Annotated in this window: 21 protein-coding genes; 8 read left to right on the top strand and 13 right to left on the bottom strand. The window is 65.7% G+C overall.

Translation table 11 applies throughout. The features are described from left to right. Positions 1–78 precede the first annotated feature (78 nt). Positions 79–2,016, top strand: coding sequence for a T9SS type A sorting domain-containing protein (locus tag FJY88_00985; protein ID MBM3285917.1), 1,938 nt, complete (start codon positions 79–81; stop codon positions 2,014–2,016). Positions 2,017–2,046: 30 nt separating this feature from the next. Here FJY88_00985 and FJY88_00980 read toward each other — a convergent pair whose 3' ends face one another. Both FJY88_00980 and FJY88_00975 read right to left on the bottom strand, forming a co-directional pair. After that, complete coding sequence (locus tag FJY88_00980; GenBank protein ID MBM3285916.1) at positions 2,047–4,701, bottom strand: carbohydrate binding family 9 domain-containing protein; 2,655 nt, start codon at positions 4,699–4,701, stop codon at positions 2,047–2,049. A gap of 187 nt (positions 4,702–4,888) precedes the next feature. After that, on the bottom strand, positions 4,889–6,235 hold the full coding sequence (locus tag FJY88_00975; GenBank protein ID MBM3285915.1) for a hypothetical protein: 1,347 nt from the start codon (positions 6,233–6,235) through the stop codon (positions 4,889–4,891). Between the two features lie 205 nt (positions 6,236–6,440). Between FJY88_00975 and FJY88_00970 the strand changes: the two genes are divergently transcribed. The 4 genes from FJY88_00970 (at position 6,441) to FJY88_00955 (ending at position 9,911) form a co-directional block, all read left to right on the top strand. After that, the gene (locus tag FJY88_00970; GenBank protein ID MBM3285914.1) at positions 6,441–7,118 is read left to right on the top strand and encodes an RNA polymerase sigma factor; all 678 of its coding nucleotides are present in this window, start codon (positions 6,441–6,443) and stop codon (positions 7,116–7,118) included. After that, positions 7,090–7,800 carry a zf-HC2 domain-containing protein gene (locus tag FJY88_00965; protein MBM3285913.1) on the top strand — a complete coding sequence of 237 codons (711 nt, stop codon included), beginning with the start codon at positions 7,090–7,092 and terminating at the stop codon, positions 7,798–7,800. Before FJY88_00970 ends, FJY88_00965 begins: the two co-directional genes overlap by 29 nt. Before the next feature lie 86 nt (positions 7,801–7,886). Further along, positions 7,887–8,147: a translation elongation factor-like protein gene (locus FJY88_00960; protein MBM3285912.1), complete on the top strand. Its 261-nt coding sequence runs from the start codon at positions 7,887–7,889 to the stop codon at positions 8,145–8,147. A gap of 216 nt (positions 8,148–8,363) precedes the next feature. After that, a complete protein-coding gene (locus FJY88_00955; GenBank protein MBM3285911.1) occupies positions 8,364–9,911 on the top strand; it encodes a YifB family Mg chelatase-like AAA ATPase in 1,548 nt (515 codons plus the stop codon). A gap of 141 nt (positions 9,912–10,052) precedes the next feature. On the opposite strand, the gene FJY88_00950 is transcribed toward FJY88_00955, so the two are convergent. The 3 genes from FJY88_00950 to FJY88_00940 form a co-directional block, all read right to left on the bottom strand. Further along, entirely contained in the window at positions 10,053–11,255 is a 1,203-nt protein-coding gene (locus FJY88_00950) for an ATP-binding protein (protein MBM3285910.1), read from the bottom strand. 293 nt (positions 11,256–11,548) lie between these two features. Next, positions 11,549–12,730, bottom strand: a complete 1,182-nt coding sequence (locus FJY88_00945; protein MBM3285909.1) for an ATP-binding protein — start codon at positions 12,728–12,730, stop codon at positions 11,549–11,551. A gap of 224 nt (positions 12,731–12,954) precedes the next feature. Then, complete coding sequence (locus FJY88_00940) at positions 12,955–14,178, bottom strand: ATP-binding protein (GenBank protein MBM3285908.1); 1,224 nt, start codon at positions 14,176–14,178, stop codon at positions 12,955–12,957. Positions 14,179–14,811: 633 nt separating this feature from the next. Between FJY88_00940 and FJY88_00935 the strand changes: the two genes are divergently transcribed. Further along, the gene (locus tag FJY88_00935; GenBank protein MBM3285907.1) at positions 14,812–15,801 is read left to right on the top strand and encodes a hypothetical protein; all 990 of its coding nucleotides are present in this window, start codon (positions 14,812–14,814) and stop codon (positions 15,799–15,801) included. 75 nt (positions 15,802–15,876) lie between these two features. Continuing rightward, positions 15,877–16,269 (top strand): isochorismatase family protein, encoded by a 393-nt coding sequence (locus FJY88_00930; GenBank protein ID MBM3285906.1) that lies wholly within the window; start codon positions 15,877–15,879, stop codon positions 16,267–16,269. Positions 16,270–16,346: 77 nt separating this feature from the next. Here the strand turns inward: FJY88_00930 and FJY88_00925 are convergent, their stop codons facing one another. The 8 genes from FJY88_00925 to FJY88_00890 form a co-directional block, all read right to left on the bottom strand. Further along, positions 16,347–17,858 (bottom strand): hypothetical protein, encoded by a 1,512-nt coding sequence (locus FJY88_00925; protein MBM3285905.1) that lies wholly within the window; start codon positions 17,856–17,858, stop codon positions 16,347–16,349. Between the two features lie 661 nt (positions 17,859–18,519). Beyond that, on the bottom strand, positions 18,520–18,879 hold the full coding sequence (locus tag FJY88_00920) for a hypothetical protein (GenBank protein MBM3285904.1): 360 nt from the start codon (positions 18,877–18,879) through the stop codon (positions 18,520–18,522). A gap of 196 nt (positions 18,880–19,075) precedes the next feature. Then, positions 19,076–19,765: a sulfite exporter TauE/SafE family protein gene (locus FJY88_00915; protein MBM3285903.1), complete on the bottom strand. Its 690-nt coding sequence runs from the start codon at positions 19,763–19,765 to the stop codon at positions 19,076–19,078. A 2-nt stretch (positions 19,766–19,767) separates the two neighbouring features. After that, positions 19,768–20,253, bottom strand: a complete 486-nt coding sequence (locus tag FJY88_00910; protein MBM3285902.1) for a hypothetical protein — start codon at positions 20,251–20,253, stop codon at positions 19,768–19,770. 53 nt (positions 20,254–20,306) lie between these two features. Beyond that, positions 20,307–20,540, bottom strand: coding sequence for a thioredoxin family protein (locus tag FJY88_00905; protein MBM3285901.1), 234 nt, complete (start codon positions 20,538–20,540; stop codon positions 20,307–20,309). 13 nt (positions 20,541–20,553) lie between these two features. Then, positions 20,554–22,077: a permease gene (locus tag FJY88_00900; protein ID MBM3285900.1), complete on the bottom strand. Its 1,524-nt coding sequence runs from the start codon at positions 22,075–22,077 to the stop codon at positions 20,554–20,556. Positions 22,078–22,135: 58 nt separating this feature from the next. Then, positions 22,136–22,435 (bottom strand): winged helix-turn-helix transcriptional regulator, encoded by a 300-nt coding sequence (locus FJY88_00895; GenBank protein ID MBM3285899.1) that lies wholly within the window; start codon positions 22,433–22,435, stop codon positions 22,136–22,138. Positions 22,436–22,772: 337 nt separating this feature from the next. Further along, positions 22,773–22,988, bottom strand: a complete 216-nt coding sequence (locus tag FJY88_00890) for a hypothetical protein (protein MBM3285898.1) — start codon at positions 22,986–22,988, stop codon at positions 22,773–22,775. A gap of 133 nt (positions 22,989–23,121) precedes the next feature. Between FJY88_00890 and FJY88_00885 the strand changes: the two genes are divergently transcribed. Next, positions 23,122–24,228 (top strand): hypothetical protein, encoded by a 1,107-nt coding sequence (locus tag FJY88_00885; GenBank protein ID MBM3285897.1) that lies wholly within the window; start codon positions 23,122–23,124, stop codon positions 24,226–24,228. Positions 24,229–24,231: the final 3 nt, after the last annotated feature.

The following is a 24,231-nucleotide window of genomic DNA, read 5'->3' as shown; positions in this document are numbered from 1 at the left end:
CCGGCAAGTCCGGCCAGGCCGTCCCCCCTCTCCTGGCCAGACGCCACTCTCTCGAGACCAGTCGAAAGGGGGCCCACCATGAAGACGCTCGCGACTCTCGCAATCCTGCTTGCCGCCGTTTCCTTCGCCTCTGCGACCGCCGAACCTGAGCCTGGTTCCATCCTCGCGACCGGGGCCATGAGACAGCCCACAGGGCCGGCGATCCAGACCGATTTCGGGATGCGCTTCCAGGACGTGGGGAGCTACCCGACGATACTCTACGATCCCCGAGCTCCCGGTCCAGCCAACATCGTGTTTGACAAGTTCATGGACAGCGCAGACCGGAAGGACTATTGCGGGGACAGCCTCGTGATCGTGGGGCCGATGCCATCCTCCGATCCGAACACCCGCTGGGAGGCCAAGATGTGGTGGCGCCTCGCCCGCCGGGCCCCCCTCCAGTCCGATGTCGCGATGGGCTTCCAGACCCGCTACAAGGTCTGGAGGGACAGGGTCGCCGACGGGCTGGCCATCGATCGGCCTTTCCGACCCGAGTTCACTTGGGGTTGGATGGACTCCGCGCAGCTGGGCAGTAGCCCCTACAGGCACAAGTTCCTGTCCAACTTCCGCGAACAGGACGACGACTTCGTCGGCGAGGGCAACCCGGAGAACGAGATGATCTGGGACGACGTGCTCTTTCCCGGCACCAAGATCGAGTACTTCTTCACGGCCAACTACGTGAACCAACCCGACGAGCTCGCCTACCACCCCGACACCACGGGCGGCTTCTTCTTCGAGTTCGAGGTCCTTCCCGGCCTCCGCACCGCCTACGTGCCGAACTGCTACGTGCCCGGCTTCAACTTCTGCGTCTTCCAGCCCGCAACCTTGTACATAGATGCGGACAACCGAGGCGCGCAATTCTACATTGAGAACGCTCTCGCGACCGTCCTGCACGGCTCACCGCCCTGCCAGGACGAGGACGGTTGCCCGCTCCCCTTCTTCCCACACTGGGACCGCTACGATTACCTCGACGCATCGTCAAACTGGAACGCCCCATTCGCCCGCGGCGCGATCGTGGGCAGCAACAATGGGATGACCCTGAATCAGATCCTCGGGTACCGGACTATCCTCTTGAGCACCGGAAACCATGGCCCGGGGACGACCGAGGACTGGGACTACGCGCTGTACCGCTGGTGGCTCACGACGCCGGACTCCGGCGCCAACGAGTACCGCCAGGCCTTCGTGATGAACGGCAACTTCGCCGGGCAGATCCTGAACGAGTTCCCGACGTACGGACGCCCCTTCATGCAGGAGGTCCTGGGCGCCGGCTTCACTGGGACCTACGCCGCCGACGAGTGCTTCCGCTGGGCGCCAGGGATCTCCGAGGTCATCCCGGGGACGACCTTCTCCATCCTGTCCCCGACCGCAGGGACAGGCAGCCGCTACTACGCCGCGTTGGACGGCTCCCCTGACCTCTACTGGGGCCAGATCCGAAACAGCTGGACCGCGACGGACGGCAACTACAGAACGGTCCTCGACGGGGTGAGCTGGAGTTGCCTCGCTCTTCCCGCGGAGGATCATTGCCGCACGGACCCGCCGGCGATCTTCGCCGCGGCGGCAGGCGAGATCGGCGATGCGCTCCGGTGGGCGTTCGGGGTGCCCACGAACGACCAGATCCCAAGGCTCACCGAGACCGAGGACCTCGCCATCGATCAGGGCACATGGCCTTACCCAGCCGATGCGGCCGGGGAGTCCGAGGTGCCTATCGACCGGCTCTGGGGAACCGAGCCCAATCCGGCATCGGGGCGGACGACGATCCGCTTCAGCCTGGCCGCGCCCAAGCATGTCGAGATCCGGATCTTCGATGTCGGGGGACGGCTCGTCCGGACTCTCGTCGATGGCCCGATGGAGCAGGGCGGGCACACGGCCGCGTGGGACGGCAAGAGCGACGCGGGCAAGAGCGTCGGAGCCGGAGTCTACTGGGCCTCGATGCGCTCGGGCGCGTTCTCGTCCACGAGGAAGCTCGTCATCTTGAACTGAGCAGGCGCGACAGGCTTCGTCCTGACTTGCCTACACCGGGAACCAGTAGGAGATCTTCGCGAGGAAGGTGTTGGTCGGTTCGTTTCGAAAGAGAGAGCGGCTACTCATCTCGTTGTCGAAACGGTCGGAGCCCGAGAAAGAGCCGCGATCGACATACCCCTCGCGGCCCTGCGTCCAGACGATGTAGAGGGCGCTGCCGGGGCGGTACTCCCACCGGTAGACCACGTTCAGGTTCACGGAGGAGTACCGGAAGTCGTAGTCTCCGGCCCGGAACCCCTCCGCGGAGTAGGGCCGAAAGTCGTAGCTGTCCGGCCGGGCGAGTTCGCGCGCGCCGCTGTAGTCGCCCACGGTCACGTATGGCTGCGCGTAGAGATCGAGGGACTGCCTCCTGTTGAACAGGAGGCTCGTCCTCAGCGTCAGGTCGACGGTCCTCTGCTTGAGCCTCCCGAAGACGTAGCTCACGCCGCCGATGCCGCCGCCCGGATTCTCGAAGTTGCCGAGATGGTCGGTATCGTCGGTCCTGACGTTGTGGCTCGCGCTCAGGGTGTGGCGGATCGCGCCGGTCTGGCTCCAGTTCACGCTCGCGTTGCCGCCCCTGGACACATTGCCTGCCGTGTCCTCGAAGTAATCGAAGTTCACCTCGCCCACGAAACTCTTCCGGCCGTCCGTCGAAGAGCCGATCCACCCTCCCAGCGTCGCCGGCTCGCTGACGAGGGGCCCTCCACCGGGAATCGCGACTTGGTCTCCGCTCTCGAGATGGACCGTGCTTCTCGTCTCGTGGCGCTGCGTTCCCTCGTCGTGGCCGTTGATGCCGAACCAGCTCGCCATGTAGTTTCGCCACTGCACGAAGGCGTTGCACTCGACCGAGAGGAAGCGCGGATGCCCCGGGCCATAGGTCCAGGCCGGAGTCCCCGTCGTCAGGTCGCGGCCGGTCCGGCCAGCGTAGAGCCAGCTCTTGAAGAGGTTGAGATTGAGGCTCGCGGAGTTCACGCGCCGCGCCTCTCCCTCGGGGTTGTAGGGACGGTAGATCCAGAGGCCCGTCCGGATCTCGTCCCCCGACCGCAGATACCCGAGATCGTTCAGGTTCAATCGACCCGAGGCCCAGTATCCCGTGATCCCTCCCCGGATCGACCCGCCCCTTCTCGCAAGCTCGAGGCTTCCCCCCGTTCCGTACGACTCCGACGGAGCCGGCATCGAGTCGGCGGGATTCCCCTCGGGGTCGATGATCGAGCCGACGGCCGAGCCGACGACGGAGTAGAGGCGATCGCGGAAGCGAAAGTCGAAATCGAGGCCAGTGGTGTAGGCCTCTCGCGAGCCTTTGTCCCCGCACCTCTCGCGGCACCCGCTGTTCAGCGCGGCCGTCTGCATGATGTGCAGCCGGTGGTCGCCGCGCGCGAACTCCTTGCCGAATCTCCCGACAAGGTAACGGGAGGGACAATCGCCGCTCCTGAGGAAGTTGTGGGCCTTGCCCGGCTGCGTGCTGTCCGTCGCCGCGAAGAGCATCGCGATGCTGAGATCCCCCGCGGTCTTCCCCGTGATCTTCGCCGCGTAGCGGATCCGCTCATCCTCGCTCGCGGTGCCTATGCGGCGCGAGTAGAACAGGTTGAACGAGGTGTGCTCGAACGAGCGGCTCCCCTCGATGAAGAAGGGCCTCTTCTCCTGGAACTGCACCTCGTACGGGGAGAGGTTCAGCAGCGCGGGATCGGCCTCCACCTGACCGAAGTCCGGCTGGAAGGTCGCGTTCAGGGTCAGATCGGCCGTCAGGCCGTACTTGAGGTCGAGGCCGATGTTCTCGAAGTGATCCGCCTTTTCCGGACCGGTCACGGCCTCATCGGTCGTGCGATGGACCACGTAGGGCAGGAGCTCGAGCTGACGCGGCGCCGACAATCCCTCCAGCCCCGTGAGTTCCCCGAAGCGGCTCACGAAGCCGGGCAGCTCCCGGTCCCAGACGACCCAGGCCGTGTCCTCGCCCCGCCCGTGCAAGTAGCGGTAGATCTGAAGGCCCCACGTCGATTCCCCGGGATGGTATCGGATCGAGGAGAACGGGATCCGGAACTCGGCGTACCATCCCTCGTCGTCCTCGTAGGTCTCCGCCTCCCACACCGCGTCCCAATCGCGATCCATGTTGCCGTCGGCGAAGACGTAGGAGTCCTCCTGGACTCCCAGCGGATTGACGCGGAAGTTGTACCCCGTCGTCCGGTCGCGATAGGGATCGATGTAGACGCTGACGAGATCGGAGTTGCTGAATCGATCGCGCCGAGCCAGCCGCTTGGTGATGCGGCTCGGATCGATCTCGAAGCAGGCGACGGCGAAGTAGATCGCCTCCCGGTCGTAAGCGACCTTGAAGACGGTCGGCTCTGATGCATCGCCGCCCCTCGCCGGATCCCATTGGCGGAATCCGCTCCCCGACTGGCCCGCCGCCCAGGCCGGCTCATCGAGCCGTCCATCCACATTGATCCCGGCGCCGTCGTCGAGCCGAAGCGCTCGGATCTCGCGACGGTCGGCGGGATCGGCCGGCGCGGCCGCGCCAGCCGATTCCGGACGGGGCTCCGCTGCCGGCCGCGAGAACCCCGCGAAGGAGGCTTCCGCCACAGCTCCGAGACCCGGCGCGCAAAGCGCCAGGACGACGAGCAGGGACACGAGGAGGCACGGACGCGCGATCAGGAACGAAAACCGAGATCCCATCGACACCTTCCCGGACTCCCCTCCCGGGGACCCCTTGCCACGCGGCACAATAGGTAATGACGCGTCCCCGGGTCCAGATGTTCAGCGATTCCGGGGCGGACAGGGCTGGACTGGCCGGAGGGGCCGGGCAGCTGTGGACGGGCCGAGGGGCCCGGACAGTGCCGGACGGCGCCGGGCGGGACCGGCCTCAGCGCCCCGGCGCCGCGCGCCCGTCCGCCCGCTCGATCAGCCGCAGGGCTTCGGCCAGGAGAGGCGAGCCGGGATCCGTCTTCCTCCAGACCTCGACGACTTCCCGTGCCTTTTCCGGCCGATCATGGAAGGCAAGGATCGAGACCGCCTTGAGGAGATAGGGGGCCGCCTCGGGAGGCCTGTTCTCGGCGAGAAGCCCCTCCCCCACCTTCGAGAGAAGGACGACATAGTTGAGACCGAGCTTCGCCACCGAGTTCTCGCGCTCCCAGTCGATGAGCGGGTCCGTGATGCCATCCAATCGGTAGATCCTGTCAAGGAGGATGCGGGTGTGATCGAGATCGAACTCTCCGACGGCGCGCGGGGTCTGTTCGGCTTCCACGATCCACTCCAGCAGTCCGTCGACTCTGGAGGGGCCCTTCAGCGCCCTGTTCTGCTCCATGACCGAGGCCGCATAGAGAAGGGGGCGCGGCGAGCGGCCCTTTCTCAGACTCGCCAGAAGGGCTTCCTGAGCCTGCATTGAGATGACCTTCCCCTCCGCGTGCTGGAGCTTCTCGATCGCCCTGTCATCGAGTCCGAACGGGACGCCCGCGTCCCGGAGGTGGCGGATGTACCACTTCACGTTCAGAAGCGAGAGATTGACGATGCTCACATCGGTCCGGAAGCCGATCGTGCTCTGCACGGCGAGAGGGGGATAGGTGTCGTTGTCGCCGTTCGTGAGGACGATCGCGTTCTCGGGAGCGCCCGCAAGCATGTTGTAGCCGAAGTCCACCAGGGGACGCGGCATGTCGCCCAGCTCGACGGTCCGGGCGAGGCACTTCCCCGCCAGCGCGGAATCCCCCGTTCTCAGCGCCGTGAACCATAGCATGTAATAGGTGTCGGGGTAGGTTGGATCGCTCTCGACGGCGCGCATATACATTCGCTTCGCGCGATTCCAGTCGGCGTTCTCATAGTCGCCGCAGATGCCGTGCTGCACGTGGGCCGTGATCGCCGCGGCGTCCGTGGAGTCGGTCTGGTAGGCGATCGCATAGGCGTTGACCGCCTCCTCTCGCTTGCCGCAGTAGCGCAGGGCATCCCCCCACTCGACGATCGCCCTGGCGTCGGTCGGGTGCTTCTGTACGTACGCTTCCCACTCCGCCGCCAATCTCTGGTACTGCTCCGGCGCGAGGATCTGATGGCGCCACGAGAGGATCTCCGCGGGGCGTCCCGCGAGATCCGCGCCGGCGGCCGAGTGCCTACCCGCGGAGGCAGTCGCCTCTGCTCGAGCCGGGCCCACCGCCGGCAGGCAAGCGAAGGCCAAGGCGACGACGACGAGCCCAGAGGACAGTCCGACATACCTGGATCGCATGGCTTCCCCCATGTCCCTGGCGGGACGATTCGCGGCACGCACCCTTTGCGGCCACTAGCATAACGCCAGCGACCCATGAAGGGTTGAACAGGGCCGCCATGCGGGGCGGGACCTGAACCGAGCATTTGAACCAATCGGCCTCCCCGCGCGTTTATCCTCCTGGGGTACCGCGCGCGGGCCCGGACGCCAAGCCGACTGCGAACGGATGCCCAATCGCCAGGAACCGAGGAGCCTCGTGGGGCAGACAGGCATGCGCAAGGAACTCGTGATCGAGACATCTGATCGCGAGTCGGAGCCGGACGATCTCGCCCTTCTCAGGGGCGTCGCCGCCGGCGACGAGGCATCCTTCCGTCTCCTCTTCCGGAGGTGGGCGCCCCGGCTGGGCCGGTTTCTCCGCGGCGCCGCCGGCTCCCGAGAAGCGGGCGAGGACCTGTTGCAGGAGACCTTTCTTCGGATCCTGAAAGCGGCGCCGGCGTTCGAGCAGCGCGGGAGCGTCGCGGGATGGTTCTACCGGATCGCCTCGAACCTCGCCTACAGCCATTGGCGGAAGGAGCGCGCGCGACCGGCGTCCGCGGATCCCGAGGAGAAGCTGGCCCTTCTGGCCGCCCCCGTCTCGTCGGATCCGGCCCGCGCCCGTGAAGCCGGCGCTCTGAGAACGAGCGTCTCGCGGGCGCTCGAGCGGATGCCGGCGAATCACCGCGTCGTCTTTCTGCTCAAGATCGACCAGGGGCTCACCTATGAGCGCATCGCGGAGATCATGCAGTGCCCGATCGGAACCGCGAAGTCGCGCTTCCACTTCGCGGTGAGAAGGCTAAGAGCCGATCTCGAGGACTACGCGGAGCGCGGCGCCGCGGATGGAGGAAGTGATGGTGTCATGCGATAGCTGGCAGGGCCGTATCATCGATCGCCTCAGCGATGAGCTCGGAGAGGAGGATGCGATCCTGCTCGAGCAGCATCTCGCCGAGTGCGCCGCCTGCGCGTCGGAGGAAAGGCTGCTCCGCGCGCTCCTGGAATCGTCGACGCCCGCGGCCGAGAGCGCGGCGGAGGACGGTCCGGAGCGAGCGTCCTACGCGGCGATGGAAGAGGATCTCGCCGCGACTCTCCGCGGGATCGGCCCCGTCGAGAAGCGGGTCGACCGTGTCGGGAGAGGGACCGGCCGGGCCGGGAGAGGGACCGGCCGGGCCGGGAGAGGGATCGGCCGCGTCGGGAGGCTTGGGATCCTGCCGATCTTCTCGCTCCCTGTGCCGGCCGCGGCCACGGTGGCGCTCGTTTGCCTGGCCGCCCTCGGAGGAGTGTGGCTCGGCTCGCGCCACGCGGGAGGCGGTAGGGAGAGGATCGCCGTGGAGGCCGGCCGCCCGACCGGTCCCGAGATGGCGCCCAGCTCGGAAGAGCGCCCGCCGGATCGTGTGACGGACGGGGGACTGGCCGGCATCGATGCCGGGCGGCCCGCGACGCCGGGCGCGCCGTCGATGTCGCGGGCGATCGGCGCGACTCCGATCGGATTCGTGTCCGCGCCCGTCGATGCCTTCGCCCTCGCATCGACAGTCGAGAGAGACACCCTCTGAGATCCATATGGTGTAGACTGCCGGCCTGTCAGCCAGTGTCCGAAGAGGGCTCGGGAGCGATCCCGGCCCGCGGGGAGGGTACGGAAATGGCGGATGAGGTCAAGATAGGCCGCGTGACCCACTACTTCGGGAAGATCATGGTCGCCGCGATCGAGTTGAGCGACGGGGAGCTTGCCGTCGGGGACACGATCCGGATCGTGGGGCACACCTCCGACTTCACCGAGAAGATCGAGTCGATGCAGATCGACAAGACGAATGTCCCGCGCGCGACGAAGGGGCAGTCGATCGGCATCGGCGTGAAGGAGCACGCCCGGGTCGGGGATCTGGTCTACAAGGTCCTCGCCTAGAGCGACTCGATTCCATCCGAGAAGCTCGCTTGGCGCATCCGCTCGGCCCGGCCAGGTTCCGGGGGCGCCGGGCCTCGCGGCGCGCTTGCTCGCTTCCCGGATCGTTCGGAAGCCGACAGGTCCGGCGGCCGGATTCTTGCACGCGCTCATCGGCTCAATGAGGGAGCGACGATGAGCCTCATCCCCTGTCGCGCGGAGCGGCCGGGCATCATCTACCTGGTCTCCCAGGTCACGTCCTTCACCCTGGTCGGCGTCGAGGCGCGACCCGTCACGGTCGAGGTCTCGGTCCGCAACGGCTACCCGAGAACGACGATCGTGGGCCTTCCCGACCTCTCGATTCGGGAGAGCCGCGAGCGCGTGGAGACGGCGATCAAGGCGAGCGGCCTCTCGTTTCCCGACCGGCGGATCACGATCAATCTCTCCCCCGCGGAGCTGCCCAAGGAAGGGGCGACCTTCGATCTTCCGGTGGCGCTGGCGATCCTCGCCGAGGAGAAGCGCCTCACGCGCGAGGCGCTCGGCGGCTGGGCGATCGCCGGAGAGCTCTCCCTCGACGGCAGCGTCAAGGCGGTGCGGGGTGTCCTTGGAATGGCGATGGTCGTCGCCGCGACGCCGGAGCCCCGACGCCGGCTCATGATCCCCGCCGAGAACGCATCGGAGGCCGCGATCGTGGACGGCGTCGAGACGGTTCCCGTGGAGAACCTACGCGAGGCGGTCGAGGCCATCGGCGGACGTTTGCCGGTCGCGCGCGAGCCGGTCCCCGCTCCCGCTTGGCCGGATGCGGACCGGCGCGATGCGGAAGCCGATCTCTCCGACGTGCGCGGCCAGCAGATGGCCCGCCGCGCGCTCGAGGTGGCCGTCGCGGGGGGTCACAACATCCTCTTGATCGGGCCGCCGGGCGGCGGCAAGACGCTCCTCGCCCAGCGCATCCCCGGGATCCTGCCTCCGATGTCGAAACAGGAGAGTCTCGAGACGACCCTCGTCTACAGCGCGGCGGGGCGGGTCCCCGCCGGCGCGGGGCTCCTCTGCCAGCGTCCATTCCGAGCGCCGCACTCATCGATCAGCGGAGCCGGCCTCGTCGGCGGCGGGATGAGCCCAGCTCCCGGCGAAGTCAGCCTCGCGCACAACGGAGTTCTCTTCCTCGATGAGCTGCCCGAGTTCTCGCCGATGACCTTGAATCTGCTCAGGCAGCCGCTTGAGGATGGGAGCATCACGATCGTTCGCGCCCACGGCTCCGCATCGTTTCCGGCGAAGCTTGTCCTCGTGGCTTCCATGAATCCGTGCCCGTGCGGGCACCTCGGGGACGCCCGGCGCGCCTGTCGCTGCCCGCCGACCGCGGTGCGGCGCTACCGCGGCCGCGTCAGCGGACCTCTCCTCGATCGAATCGACCTCCACATCGAGGTGCCGCGCGTCTCGCTCGATGCGATCGCGGGAACCAGCGACGGCGAGTCGACGGCGGCCGTCCGGACACGGGTGATCGCCGCGCGCGAGATCCAGACGGCGCGCTACGCGGACGAGCCCGGAGTCCACTGCAACGCGCAGATGAGACTCAGGCTGCTCACCCGCCACGCCTGGCCGGGACAGAGAGGGCACGCGCTCCTGCGAATGGCCGCCGAGCGCCTGGGGCTCTCCGGACGCGCCTACCACAGGATCCTGCGCGTCGCCCGCACGATCGCCGACCTGGAGGGAGCGACGGACGTCGGCGAGAAGCATGTCGCCGAGGCGGTGGGGTATCGAGTGCTCGATCGCGCATCCGTGGACGACTGAGCCTGCGCTCGGCGTGGGAGCGCTATCCGCGAGCTCTCGGCCGGGTCGATCGCGCGAGCCTTGCCGTGGCTTCCGTCAGACCCGGTCGCCGGAGAGCGATCTGGAGACTCCCGGGCGGCCCGATCTCCGTCCGGATGCGGGTCATCCGCTCACAGTGAACCATGGAAGCACCGTGTGGACGCCGTGGCGATACGCCTCGCTTCCTCCGGTGATGAGTACTCCTTTCGCGTCCCCGGACAGACGCACGTACCAGTCCATGTCCGCGAAGGCATCGCTTGGTATCGTCCTGCCCATCTTGGCTTCGACTGGGATTCGCTGTGCGCCAAGATCGATCAGAAAATCCACTTCCCGACCCCGCGAGTCTCGCCAGAAGAAGATGCGACTCCGCTGACCCTGGTGGAGGAAGATCTTCAACAGCTCCGCGTAGACGAAGCTCTCGAAGATCCTGCCCCGAAGCGGGTGATTCGCCAGGTGCTCCGCGCTGCGAATCCCCAGGAGAAAACACAAGAGGCCCGAGTCCAGGAACTGCAGCTTGGGTGACTTGATCAAGCGCTTCGAGAAGTTCTCGTGATGCGGCTGAACGAGATCGATGACGTAGCTCGCCCGGAGAATGGAGATCCACTTCTTCGCGGTGACATGGCTCACGCCAGCGTCCGCGCCGAGCGAGGAGAGATTCAAGAGCCCCCCGGCTCGACCGGCGCAGAGACCGATGAAGCGGGTGAACGCATCCAGGTCGCCCACGCCGGAGATGAGGCGAACGTCGCGCTCCACGTAAGTCCGCACGTAGGAGTCCAACCATGGTGCGGGATCGAGGCCCCGATCGTGGATCCGAGGGAAGAAGCCCATCGACAATGCCGTGTTCAAGTCGTATCTCGGCTCACGGGCGGGGCCGACCTTCAGAATCGCGGAACTGATGGGCTCTCGGGCAGGCCGGAAGTCCAGCTCCGCCATGGAGAACGGAAGCAGCTCAAGAACAGCCGCGCGACCTGCGAGGGACTGAGAGATCCTCTCGGAGAGAAGAAACTGCTGCGACCCCGTGAGGATCAGCGGCCCGCCCCTGCCCTCATCCGCGAATCCCTGGACGTAGGAGAAGAGGGCGGGGGCATTCTGGGCCTCATCGAGTATCGCCCCGGGGAAGCCACTCAGCCGATGAAGAAACCCGCGGGGGTCCTCATGCGCGAACTGCCGCGTGGCGAGCTCCTCAAGAGACTGGTACTCGAAGTCCGGAAAGGTGGAGCGCGCCAGGGTCGTCTTCCCGGACTGCCGCGGTCCCGTCAGAAAGACGACCGGGTAGTCCTTGGCCCGGCTTCGAAGAACCGTGGCGAGCGTTCGGGGGATCATCATCTACCTCCTGAAGCGCGGCCGCGTGGTCCTGCCTGCGGGAGCGGAGCGGCTGGCATCAGCTACTCTATGTTCGGCCCATGGACCCGCACAAGTTGAAATATCAAATTACAATCTGCACACTTACCCGTAACCGACTGTGAGCAAACAGAATATCGCGGTCCTCGGAGGACGGAATCCGTGCCGCGCGCTTGGGGCATGCCGGGATCTCGGCCGGGTCGATCACGCGAGCCTTGCCGTGGCTTTCGCAAGACCCGGTCGCCGGAGAGCGATTTGCAGACTCCCGGGCGGCTCGCTCACACGAAGAGCTCTGATGGATCCAGCGAGAAGAACTCCTCCAGGGGCATCCCCCCGGGGCCGAGAAGCAGGGATCTTGCCTTCGGATGCCTCCGGAGGAACATCTCGATCCCTTGCGCCTTCCGGGGACGTCCGCTCTTGACCTCGATCGCCCACAGGCCGCGCGGCGAGCGGACCACGAAGTCGACTTCGGCATTGCGGTCACGCCAGTATGTGACCTCGTAGGGCAGCCCCTGCAGGTGATTCAACAGATGTGCGCCCACGGCATTCTCCACCAGGCGCCCCCATGCGTCGTGCAATGAGCGCGCCTCCACGAATGGTTGCAAGCGAAGCGCGCTGATCAACGCGTTGTTCCATGGGACCAGTTTCGGGCTGGACCCTCGCGTCCGCGCCTGCCCGGCGGAGAACCGCTCGAGTCCGCTGATCAGGAACGCCGAGGTCAGCAGGCGAAGGTAATGCGCGAGCGTCGTCGTGTTGCCGGCGTCCTGGAGTTCGCCAAGCATCTTGTTGTAGGAGATGATCTGCGCGGGATGCGAGGCGGCGAAGGCGAACAGATTCCGAAGAAGCGCCGGCTTGGCTACCGTCTGGAGCGACAACACGTCGCGTGAAAGGACCGTCTCGATCAGCGAGTCGAGGACGTACGACTGCCAGGCGGCCTGATCGTCGGCGAGCGGGGCCGCGCCTGGGTATCCCCCGAAGAAGATCCAGCGGTCGAGGTCCCAGCCGAACGCTTCGCGGCACTCCGGCCAGGACCAATGCAGGCAGCGGTGAAGGAAGAAGCGACCTGCAAGGCTTTCCGTCACACCTCGCGCGAGGAGCAGCGCGGAGGAACCGAGAAGCAGGACACGGATTTCTCTCCCGACCGCCCGGTCTTCATCCCAGCAGGCCTTGACCGCCTCGCTCCATCCGCGCACCTTCTGCACTTCATCCAGGATCAAGAGGGCCGGACCCTCCCGCGCGTCTCTGCGCGCGAGCTCCCAATGGTTCCTGATCCATTCGGGCCCGGGAGGCAGCGGGAGATCGGCGGCCGCGTGACGGACCGGCCCACTCCAGCGCTTGCCGACGGCGAGAGCCGCAGTGGTCTTACCGACCTGACGGGGCCCGACGATGATCTGGAGCAGCTGCGGTCCCGCCGACAGCCGATCCAAGATCCGAGCCACGATTCGACGTTCGATCTGCATATCCAAGATATAGTTACGGTGTGAGGTTAGGAGAGGTCAACAGAATTCTCAATCAGTGAGCAAATATACTTGCTCACTGATCAATCTGACATCGAACCACATAACGCATTTATTATAAATCGATTATGAACTTCGCACCAGGATCCTCGAGATGCACGCGCGATGGAACTGCCTTCGGCACCGGACGGGCACAGGTCAGACTCCCGCGTTCCGAACCGTCCTGTTCAGAGAATGTCGACTGGAACCGCCATGATCAGCTCATCCAAGGCGATCGGCGCCGCCGCCAGGCAGATCACCGCTCCGGGGCCGCGCTGGCCGGAAAGCCGGTCGAGCGCGGCCAGCGGCCGTCTCCAGTCCCGCTGGGGTGTCGCGGAACGCTTCACCTCGACCGGGTAGAGGACGCGATCCTGAGCGAAGAGGAAGTCGACTTCCCGTCCATCTTTGTCCCTGTAGAAGTAGAGACTCGGCTGTCTCATGCGGTGCCACCAGCTCTTGAGGATTTCAGCCAGGACGAAGGTCTCAAGGATGGCGCCCGCCATGGCGCCCGAGGCGAGGGTCCCCGGCGAGGTCCAGTCGGCGAGGTAGCTGCAGAGCCCGGTGTCGAGGAAGTACATCTTCGGTCGCTTGATCAGCCGCTTGGTGACGTTGGTGTGGAAGGGGGGAAGCAGATAGACCTGCAGGCTGGCCTCCAGGATAGAAAGCCAGCTCCTCGCCGTCCCGACGCTGATGTCGACATCGCGGGCCAGGTCCGACAGATTCAACATCTGGCCGGTGCGGGCGGCACAGGCTTTGAGAAAGCGCAGGAACGACTCCTGGCTTCCAACCTGGGAGAGGTCGCGAACGTCACGCTGAAGGTAGGTCTGCACGTAGGAACTCAAGAACAGACTCCGGTCCAGAACGGGCCCAGCGCTCAACACGGGCATCGAACCGGTCCAGATGAACCTGTACAGTTCCTCGGTGTCGGCTCCGGCGCGATCCACCATGCGATCGGCGACGCACTCCCGAGTCGGTAGGAATGGCTCGAGGTCGACACGACGTCGGGTTCCCTCACGCCATGAAAAGCCCAGCATTTGGATCACGGCAACGCGACCGGCGAGCGTCTCCGTCACCTCCCGCATCATGTGAAACTGCTGCGAGCCGGTGAGCCAGAAGAGACCCGGGCGCCTCAGGCGATCGATCTCGACCTTGAGATACGGAAAGAGCCCGGGCGCGTACTGGACCTCGTCGATCAGAAGGGGCGGAGGGTTCTGGCGGAGGAACAGTGAGGGGTCCTCCCGGGCCAGAGCGCGGACTGTGGGATCGTCCAGAGTCACGTATCGGCGATCGGTGTCCGCGGCATGCTGGAGCAGGGTGGTCTTGCCGACTTGGCGCGGTCCGGTGAGGAGAAGGGCAGGAAACTGCGCCGATCCTGCTGAAATCCGATCCAGCAATCCCCTGGTATAGAACATGTTACCACCCCAATCGGCCATCTTGCAGTGGTATTGTAGATCAGCCGATTGCATCTGACAAGAGATACTTGCTCCGTCTCCGACCGGAGCTAGAGCAAGCCCAATCCCGGGTTGCGTCCTGTGGGTCCCGAAAGACCGGAACGGCCGTTCCCCCGTGCCAGGGCACGGCGGACGACCTCTCGAATCACTTGCCTCAGGGGTCAACCGGGGGTCGTAACCGAGGAATTGGACCATTTCCGGCAGAGTCCGGAGGCTCGGTGAAGCGTTGCCGGCCTCCCGGTTGTGGACGGTGGTTTGATCGACCCCCGCCCGGCGCGCGAGCCGACCGTCCACTGGCGTACAATAGTCCTCTGAGTTCACGACCGAGCCCGTTCCCCTCTGCAAGCCCCCGAAGGCGCCGAATCCCTGGTTCTTCCTCGAGCGCGCATACCCGTTCGGCCAGATCCCGCGCGAGGCGTGGGAGGCCGCCCAGATCGAGGCGCGGGCCATGAAGGAGCAGGGCAAGGCGGGCCGGGGGACGTGGGAGTTCCGCGGCCCCACCAACATCGGCGGGCGCATCACGGACCTCGCGGTCGATCCCGGGAATGATGCCGTCGTCTTCGCGGGGGCGGCGGCGGGAGCTGGATGAGCGCGATGAGCGGGATCAGCGGCAGTGACAGGCACAACTGGAATACGCCGATCCGCTTCGATGCGACGAATCCGGACCGCATGTACTACGGCACGCAGCGCGTCTACAGGAGCACGAACGGGACGAGCTGGACGGCGATCAGGGGCGATCTGACGGGGGGAAGCGGCGGAGGCGCGCCGGGCCAGGTCCATGGGACGCTGACCACGATCGACAGCTCGCCCCTCGATGCCAGCGTGATCTGGGCGGGAAGCGATGACGGGCGCGTGCAGGTGACGACGAACTCGGGAGGAGCCTGGACCGATGTCTCCGGCATGCTGCCCGATCGCTGGATCACATCGGTGCACGCGAGCCCCGTTTCGCGGGAGACGGCCTACGTGACGATCTCCGGCTTCCGGTGGGGAGAGCCGCTTCCCCACCTCTTTCGCACGACCGACATGGGCGCGAGCTGGACGGCGATCGCCGGCACCCTCCCCGAGGCGCCGGCCAACGACCTGGCGATCGATCCGTCCGATCCGGCCCGGCTCTTCGCCGCGACCGACGTGGGCGTCTTCGAAAGTCGGGATGGAGGAGGTGTCTCGTCAGTCCTGGGATCGGATCTCCCCAACGTCGTCGTGACGTCGCTCGCTCTCGATCCGGTCACGCGCCGGCTCACGGCCGGCACCTATGGCCGCAGCATCTTCTCGTACGACATCGATCAGCCGTCGGCAGTCGCGGAGACCGTCTCGGGAGTCGCTCACGTCACCGTCTCTCCGAATCCCGCGCGCGGCGGGGCGACGATTCGGTGGAGTGATGCCGCGCCAGCGGGACTGGTTCAAGTCGATCTCCTCAGCGTCTCGGGGCGGCGCGTCTGGTCGAGCGAAGCGCGAGGATCTCGGGAGATCAGGTGGGACGGGCGCGAAGCCTCTGGCAGGAGCGCCCCGGCTGGCGCATACTTCATGACGGTTCGAACGGGCGGCCGGGAGCTGGGCCGCGCGACGCTCGTGCTGGGGCGCTAGCTGGAAGAGGTGGTGTGTGATGAAGCGGATTCTGATCCTGAGCCTGATCCTTGCTCTTGTCGTCCTGTCCCCTCGATGGAGCGCGGGCTGCCCGTGATCCGCGTCTACCACACGGATCCGAAGTGGGGCCCCGCGAAGGATTCGGACGGCTTCCAGTTCATGCCTTCCATCACGGTCAAGGACGATGATCCGAAGGTGATCAAGAACTTCCCGAATTCGTTCAAGAAGACGAACCTGCAAGACCTGCTGCGCGAGAAGGGATGCAACACCGTCTTCCTCTGCGGCCTCAGCTCGACCGGATGCGTTCTGGCGACTTATCATGGAGCGCAGGATCTCGACTACAAGGTCTTCATGGTCAAGGATGGCCTGATCGGCCCCGACGCGGCGCAGACCGACATGATCGAGGACATCTGCGATTCGGTAGGCTTCGCGGCCCTCGAGGCGATACTCGACAGCTTGAGCCCTTAGAGGTCGCGTGCCGCGCATCCGTCGATCCGGTGCGCGGCACGCATCCTGTCTCCTACGAACGGGCTCCGCAGGCGCCCCTACGGCTCCACGTGCACGTTCTCGCCGGCAAGGCTATAGAACGTGTTGTTCGCCTCGAGAGTTCCTGCGCTTGGGTACTCGAACCCCGCGAGGACGATCCCGTGGCTGGAGCCGTTTCCAATGGAGCAGTTCGAGATGCTGGGAAGCGCATCAGCGATCAAGACGTTCCCGTAGCCCGCGCTGCCGCCGTACTCGATGACGCAATGTTCGAGGCGCGACTGAGCGTCCGCCGTGCCGTCCGCGAAGTTGATCTGCTGCCAGTCGCCTGGCTGAGGGTTGGAGGCAGCGCTGGTGAACGTGATCGGCTGCAACTCCGTCCCCACCGCCCTGAGTCCCCCGAGGGAACCGCCGTAACCGATGAGGACCTGTGATCCGGCGCTGAACCGTATCGTGGTTCCCGGCTCGATCGTGAGGATCGCCGTGGTGCCGTCGGTGGGGGTGATATAGATGCCGCCGCCCTCGTTCACCTGCGCGACCTCGAACGGCACGCCCTGACTGCGCCAAGTGCCGCTCGTCACGACCACGCCGTCATAGAGCATGACCTTGTCCTTGCCCGGGTCGTTCCCGGAGAGGTTGTTGCCCACGCCCAGATGACGCGCGTACTCGGGTTCGGTCTCCAGGGCGTACCCGGCACAGCCAGTGATGATGTTGTTGTTGAACTGCTCGACGTGGCCAGCGTGGTCATAGCTGACCCCGGGGCCGGCGCCCAGGCGAATCGTGCTGTGGTCCATCCGGACTGCGGCGCCCCAGGAGACGTAGAGACCCGCTCCGTCGTCGTAGCCGGTGTACTCGATCGTGCAGTAGCTGAAGCGCGCGGTCGCCATGGTCCCTTCGAAGAAGCTGAACCCGCGCCAGTCGCCACGCTGAGGGATGGCGGCGTTCGAGGTGAAGAGGATGGGAAGCGTCGGCGTGCCGACGGCAACGATCGAACCTGAGGCAACCCACCCGCAACCGAGGCCCGCGTCGGCATCGGCTGCGAACTTGACGATGCAGCCAGGCTCGATCGTCAGCGTGGCCGAGAGGCCTGGGGTTCCGTTTCCGACACCGATCGGTCCGGTCACGATGTGCGGATTGCCTGACGCGCGCCAGGTCTCGTCGGTTGTGATGTTCTCTGAATGGTACGTGGGTCCGCCGCCCGAGGTGATCGTGACCGTGACGGCGGCATCCTTGTCGTTGCCCGAGGTGTCTATGGCCCGCGCCCGGATCGTATGGCTACCCGCCGCCGCACCCGATGCATCCCAGGTGTACTGATAGACGTTGGCCACCCCGGTCGCATCCTCGCCTATGGTCGTTCCGTCGACAGCGAACTCAACCTTCGCGACTGCCTGGTTGTCCGTGGCGAGCGCGGAGATTCCGACAGCGCCCGCGGGCAGCGTGGCTCCATTCGCAGGCTGCTGGATCGTGACTTCGGGATCTGTCGTGTCGGATGGATTCCCATTGTTCTCATCGTCGCTGCATGACGCCAGCGCCAGAGATCCTAACAACGCGAGTACAAGGAATAACCTGCTCATCTTCATGGCTCCCTTCATTGCTGCGGCCTGCCCGGCCGGCGGCCACCTGCCGAGCTGCCGGGCAACAAACAGACGAATGCCGAGACCATGCTAGGGCGCAGCGATCGAGTTTGCTAGAGGGAGAATCATTTCGGCGGGAAGAGTCCCTCCTGACCGCGTGGAGAGAGTCGTTCTCATGAAAGTCGACGTCCAGGAGACGATCTATGAAGAGGTCTGGTTCTCCTGCTGGCGGTCTGCATAGGGGCTGCCGCCCCGACGGGGCCGGCCGCCCCCGGGGCCCTTCGCGGGTACATCGGCCCGGGCATCGGCCTGAGCCTAGGGACTCTCGACAAGGAGCGCGCGGGATTCCATTCCGCCCAGTCGGGTGACAGCCCTGGCTCCGAATCCGACACCAGCTTGGCGCTTGGCTTCGGGTCGGATTCCGCGTTGGCGGGCATCGACCTCGCCATGGAGTATCGCTTCACGATCGGCTGGAACGAGTTCCGTCTTCCCACATACGCATACGTGCCGTTCGGCGACGAACAGGTCCTCATCGAGAACGACCCCGTTCCCCTGCGGAACCAGAGCCACTGGATCACGATTGGATACCGTCTATAGGAGGCGCCCGATGCGTTCTGCACCGATCGCGTTGCTTCTGTTCGCATCCCTTCTCGCGGCGGCGTCACAGGCTCGCGGTCATGACTACTGGAACCAGATCCGCCACAACGCGCCCCTGCCTGATGGGCGTGTGACGGTTCGCGCGGAGAACCCCACGGGGGCCGGCGTCCAGAATCAGATCCTCTTCGCCTCTGCGGGCATACAGGAAGCAGCTATGACCGCCGTACTGGACGGGCCCTCGACGATCGAGGGGACGGTCCCCGGGCCCGCGGGGCAGCGGCCCTACTACGGTTTCCGCCTCCTTCAGGGCGCCGACCTGGACTTCATGCCGGTCAGGCTGCTCGACGGCTCGAGCCCATCGCCGCAGGACTTGACGCGGGTGGCCGCCGACGCGGCGGGAGACCACCTGTTCGGTCTCACCCATCTCGATCTGGTCGACTGCCGCATCAGCTCGGACGCCCCGTCCCGTCAGGAGCCTTCTTCTGGCGGGCGGAGAGAGGCCCCCAGACCGCAACGGGAACCATGCTTCGAATCCGCTAGCGCGGAGCGGGTCACAACGCGACACATCGCGCCGGGCCTCGCGGCGCGCCCGCCCGTTTCTCGGATCCACTCGGGCGCGTCTAGATCCCCAATCCGACGAGGTATCTCAAGGAGAGGTAGAGGCCCGCGAGGATGAAGATCGCCCCCGTAGCGGGACGCGCGCCGCGCTCGATCGCCGTGAGGATCCGGAAGGCTCTGCCGGCCCATTGCGCGCCGAGAACGAGGAGGATCGCGAAGACGAGGACGGGGAGGCCCGTGCCGATCCCGTAGACGGCCGGAACGAGCATCCGGGACTGAGCGTTCACCGCGAGCGGGATGAGCCCGCCGAAGAAGATCCCCGCCGAAACGGGACAGAACGACAGGGCGAAGAGGATCCCGAGAAACGCCACGCCGAGGATGCCGGCGCGCGCGCTTCGCTCCTTGGCCGCCTGCCCCCAGCTCCAGGAAGGCAGCGGGAACCGGACCAGTCCGAGGATGCCGATCCCAATGACGATCAGAAGGGGCCCGAGAACCTGGTTCATCCGCTCCTGGAGGAAGAAGGAGACCCTGGGAATCGACAGAACGCTGGAGACGACCAGCATGGCGACCGACACGTAGGCCAGCGCTCGCCCGAGCGAGTAGACGAGGCCCGCGACCAGAACCCGCCCCGGACTGCCGACCGTCCTGCCCACGTAGCTCACGGCGGCGATGTTGGAAGCCAACGGGCAGGGGCTGATCGACGTGAGGACTCCCAGCCAGAGCGCCGAGCCGAGGGCGAGCGCGAAATCCATGATCAGTTCGGTGACTCCATATAGGCGCGCGTCTCCTCCTGGACATATTGCACGAAGCGCGACTTGTCGTTCAGCAGCTCCCAGACCCGCGAGAGGTTCTTCCAGCGAACCTGCGTGGTGTCGTTCCTTTCCACGAGGATGATCGACTTGGTGAAAAGCTGATAGTCCTCCACGAAGTGCTCGTTGTCCTTCTCGTCGATGTTGACGGGAAGCCAGACGATTTCGCCGCGGCGCAACTGCTCGGGGAAACCGGCCTCGATCGCCTCCCGCCCATAGGCCTCGATCTTGCGGCAGGACACGCAGCGCTTCGTGGTGTGGAAGTAGTAGGAGATGATCTGGCGCGAGAGCGCGGCTTGATCGCTCGCGGAGTCCAGAGTATCGGCCGGAGCGACGGGCTTGGGATCATCGGCCGCCGCATAGGCAAGAAGGCCGCCTCCGACGAGTAGGAGAGCGAGCGCCGTCGCGACGACAAGAGGGCGACTCGACAAACCAAGCATCCAGCCGCCGCGATCTGGGGCATAGCTCAAGGCCCGAGGTTCCTTCACTTGAGCATCTCCTTCAGTTGCGCGACCGTCGGAACGCGGCCACTCATCTTGACCGTACCGTCGACTACGAGCGCCGGGGTCGAGAGGACGCCGAAGCCGACGATGGCCTCGATGTCGGTCACCTTGGCGATCTCGCAGGCGAGACCCATCTCCTCCGCCGCCTGCGTGACCCGCTCATAGAGAGTCTGACACTTCTGGCATCCGGGACCGAGCACAAGGACACTCGACATGAAGCCACCTCCTTCATGAACCGCAAGGGGAGTCAGACGGACTTGACAGCACCTGAGATGCTAGCAGGCGCGCCGCGGCTCGCCGACGATTGCGTCTTTTCACCAGGAGCAGACCCAGCGCGACAACGCTGAGTAAGACGATGAGATAGACGAAGAGGAGCGCGATCCCCTTGCGGTCCACCCACGCGCCGTAGATGAGTCCGGCGAGCGCGCTGAAGACCGCGACCAAGCCCACGTACGTCCAGGTCTTCGTTCGACCGATGATAGCCGAGATGATCAGTATGCTCTGCAGGCTCAGCTCGGGATCAGCCATCAGATACGCCAGGAGCGGGCCTCGATGCATCCCGAGCGAGAGGAACATCTTGGCGATCGGGACTTCCACCAGCGTCGGGAAGTACATGAAGACTCCGAAGAGCACCCCGGCGGCATTCCCCAGCAGCGTGTTGCCCCCGGCGAGAGACTTGATCCATTCGGGGCGGATGACCTGGCGGGCAATGCCTACCGCGAACACTCCGACGATGAGCAGGGGGAAGATCTGGCGGATGAATCTGTAGCTCTCCGCGAGCCAGGCGCGCGTCTCGTCGGCGCCGAGGCGCCATCGCGCCATCAAGGCGATTCCCGTCATGCCGAGCCCCATTCCGACGAAGCGGCCGGTGAATCCAATGGAGAGGCCCTCGGGGCGGGGAGCGATTCGCGCCGCCGCGATCAACAGTGTGACCGCCATGAGAGCCAGGGAGGCCTTGGCCCACCGGTTCCATCCCTCATCGATGTTTCTGAGCCCGCGCCACGCCGTGACGGCGATGAGCGCAAGGAAAGCGATCAGGATCGCTCCCTGAACGCTCACCCCTTCCTCCCCCCGCGTCGCGTCAAAGGGAATGAGACGAAGGAGCGCTTCCTGCAAACCGACCCCCCCGGCGAATGACAGTGTGATCTCTGCATAGGCTCTGCTGAGGAAGTCGAGCTTCAACGTTCCGACGAGCAGCACCACAACCAGGCCAAGAAGGAAGTACAGCGGGCTCCGCGTTCCTTCCGATGCCCCTGCGAAGAGCGCGTCTGTGTCTCGATCGTGCGCCGCGTCCTCATGGCGAAAGATCAACGCCATGATCATGCCGATGCCGATGCCGAAAGCGAGAGAGAGAATCAGACGAGCGATGGCGAGATCCGCGCCGATCAGGCCGCCCGTGTAGATCAGCGCGAGGATGTTCGCAGCGGGGGCGAAGAAGAGGAAGGTGATGGCCGGTCCCAGACCGGCCCCCTTCCTGTAAATCCCCGCGAAGATCGGAACGATCGTGCAGGAGCAGACGGCCAGGACCGATCCCGCGAGGGCCGCGGCCGGGTATGAGATCGCCCGAGGGGTGCTGCGCCCGAGTAGGCGGGTAATGGCCTGCTTCGGGACAAGCGCGGTCATCGCCCCCGCAATGAAGAAGGCCGGAACAAGGCAGAGGAGCACGTGCGCGGCCAGGTAGGACGCGAGATTTCCGAGCCCGCCCTGCAGCAGCCTGATGATCAGCTCGCCCAACTGATGCGCCTCTCCCATGTTCGCATATGGCGACTTGGCCAATTCAACAACACCGAGACAGAAAAGAGAGCTGGCCTCACCTCGACTCCTTCATCACTTGAGTCGCGCATGAGAAGAAGCTCATCACGCACGGCGTGAGCAGGCGATAGATGACGATGCTCCCCTCACGCCGGTCGTCGACGATGCCGTGGGCTCTGAGGACGGCCAGATGCTTGGAGACCGTCGTCTGGTCCGATCCGACCAGACGTGTCAGATCCCCGGCGCTGCACTCCCCCCGGCTCAGGCGGTCGATGATCATCAGGCGCGACTCGTTGGCGAGAGCCTTCAGGACCCTCGCCTGCGCGCGGAAGATGTTTCTCTCAGTCTGCGTTGCCATCTCTGCTTACAGACTATATGGCCAACTCGCCAAGTCGTCAAGGGGATGAAGGCGCCCGGGGTGGGCGGATCAGCCGGAGGAAGACGACAGCAGCAGCCTGTCGATACGACGCTTGAGTTCCTCCGCGCAGAGGGTGATCACGCGGTCGATCTCAGCCGCGGGGATCGACGCAGAGGAACAGGATCCCCCGCGGCCCGGATTCCCGCGCTCGATCGACATCGGTCTCCCAGTGCGCGTGAGACTGACTCGCTTGCGCCATGTCTCCTGGCCGGTTAGTCTCTCACGCATGAGACGGCGCTCGCCCGCTCTTCTCGGCACTCTTGCGGTCCTGTGCATGTTAACGGCCCTGGCCGCCGTCGCGGAGTTCGCCGAGCACCACGATCACGATCCTCTCGCCACGGACCACGCCTGTTCCTGGTGCCAGCTGGCGATCTCGCAGGAGGATCTGCCGCCGGACTCTCCGCTGGAAGCCATCGGCGCTCCCGCCGACACCGGCTGTGTCGCACAGGTCGAGGTCGCGCGCCCGCCAGCGATCCCCTCCCCCCGCTCTCATCGACCTCGCGCGCCGCCTGTCGCCTGATCGCATCCGCTCGAGAGTCGTTCACCCGCCGCGAGTCGCCCCGACCCACGGCGGATGGGGTTTTCGTGTTGCCGCCCGCGAGGATCGCGGGCGAGGAGATTCGATCATGCGTCGTGCGCTCATCTTGTGCCTGTCAGTCACCGCCATGCTGGCCGCCCCCGCCGCGGCCGGCGTCGTCAATCCCGACATCTCCGTGATCGGCCAACCATTCCTGTCGATCAGCGACCAGCCCGAGGATCCGGATCGGAACCGCCTGAAGGCGGCTGCCGGGGAGACCGAAATCGTCCTGGACGCCTACCTCAATCCGTACGCGAAGGGATACTTCACGCTCGCCATCGGGGAGGAGGGGGCCGAACTCGAGGAGGGGTACTTCTCAGTCCTTCGGGGTCTTCCTCTCGGTCTCAATCTCAAGGGCGGGAAGTACCGGGTCGGCTTCGGGAAGATGAACCCGCTCCATCCGCATACGTATCCGTTCGCCGAACCCCTGACCGTCCTCACGACCTATCTTCCCGGAGAGGAGTCATTCAATGACGTCGGTATCTCCCTGTCGGCGCGGATTCCCCTCTTCGGCGATGCCGGACTGACTGCCGCCCTCGACTATCTGGACGGGCAATCCTTCCGTGTCGAGCGGGCTCCCGGCGACACGCTGGATCCCCTGCTGACGGACACGGGGGACAAGCAGGAGCTCACTCGTCCGGGAGTAGCGGCACGCCTCAGCGGATTCGCCCCGCTCGGAGAGCGCTCAGGCATCGAGTTCGGGATCTCCGCGGCCGGCGGGACCAACAACGTCGCGGCGCGAGCGCGCACCGAGGTCTATGGCGCGGATCTGAAGGCCAAGCTCTGGAACTCGAGCCGATCCTATCTCGTGATCCAAGGAGAGGTCATCGCCCTCGACCGGGAGCAGGCCACATGGAGGCCCGAGGCGGGCTATGCGAAGACCGCCGTGACGCCGACGGGTGGATACCTCTTCGCTGACTATAACTTCGGGCTGCGATACAACGCGGGGATCTCCTACGAAAGCTACCAGGAGCCGAATGTCGAAGAAGGGTGGAGTCGCGCCCTCGGGATCTTCGCCGGATACGCGGTCATGGAAGAGACGCTGCTCTTTCGCCTGGTCTACCAGAGACTCGAGCCCGACGCAGGCGAGCCCGAGAACAGCGCGCGCCTGCATGTGATCTTCTCGATGGGCCCTCACAAGGCGCATCAGTTCTAGGAG

The sequence above is a fragment of the Candidatus Eisenbacteria bacterium genome (genome assembly GCA_016867495.1).
Classification (GTDB): domain Bacteria; phylum Eisenbacteria; class RBG-16-71-46; order CAIMUX01; family VGJL01; genus VGJL01.
The sequence above is the reverse complement of the archived record's forward strand: the minus strand, read 5'-3'. Positions and strand labels throughout refer to the sequence as shown.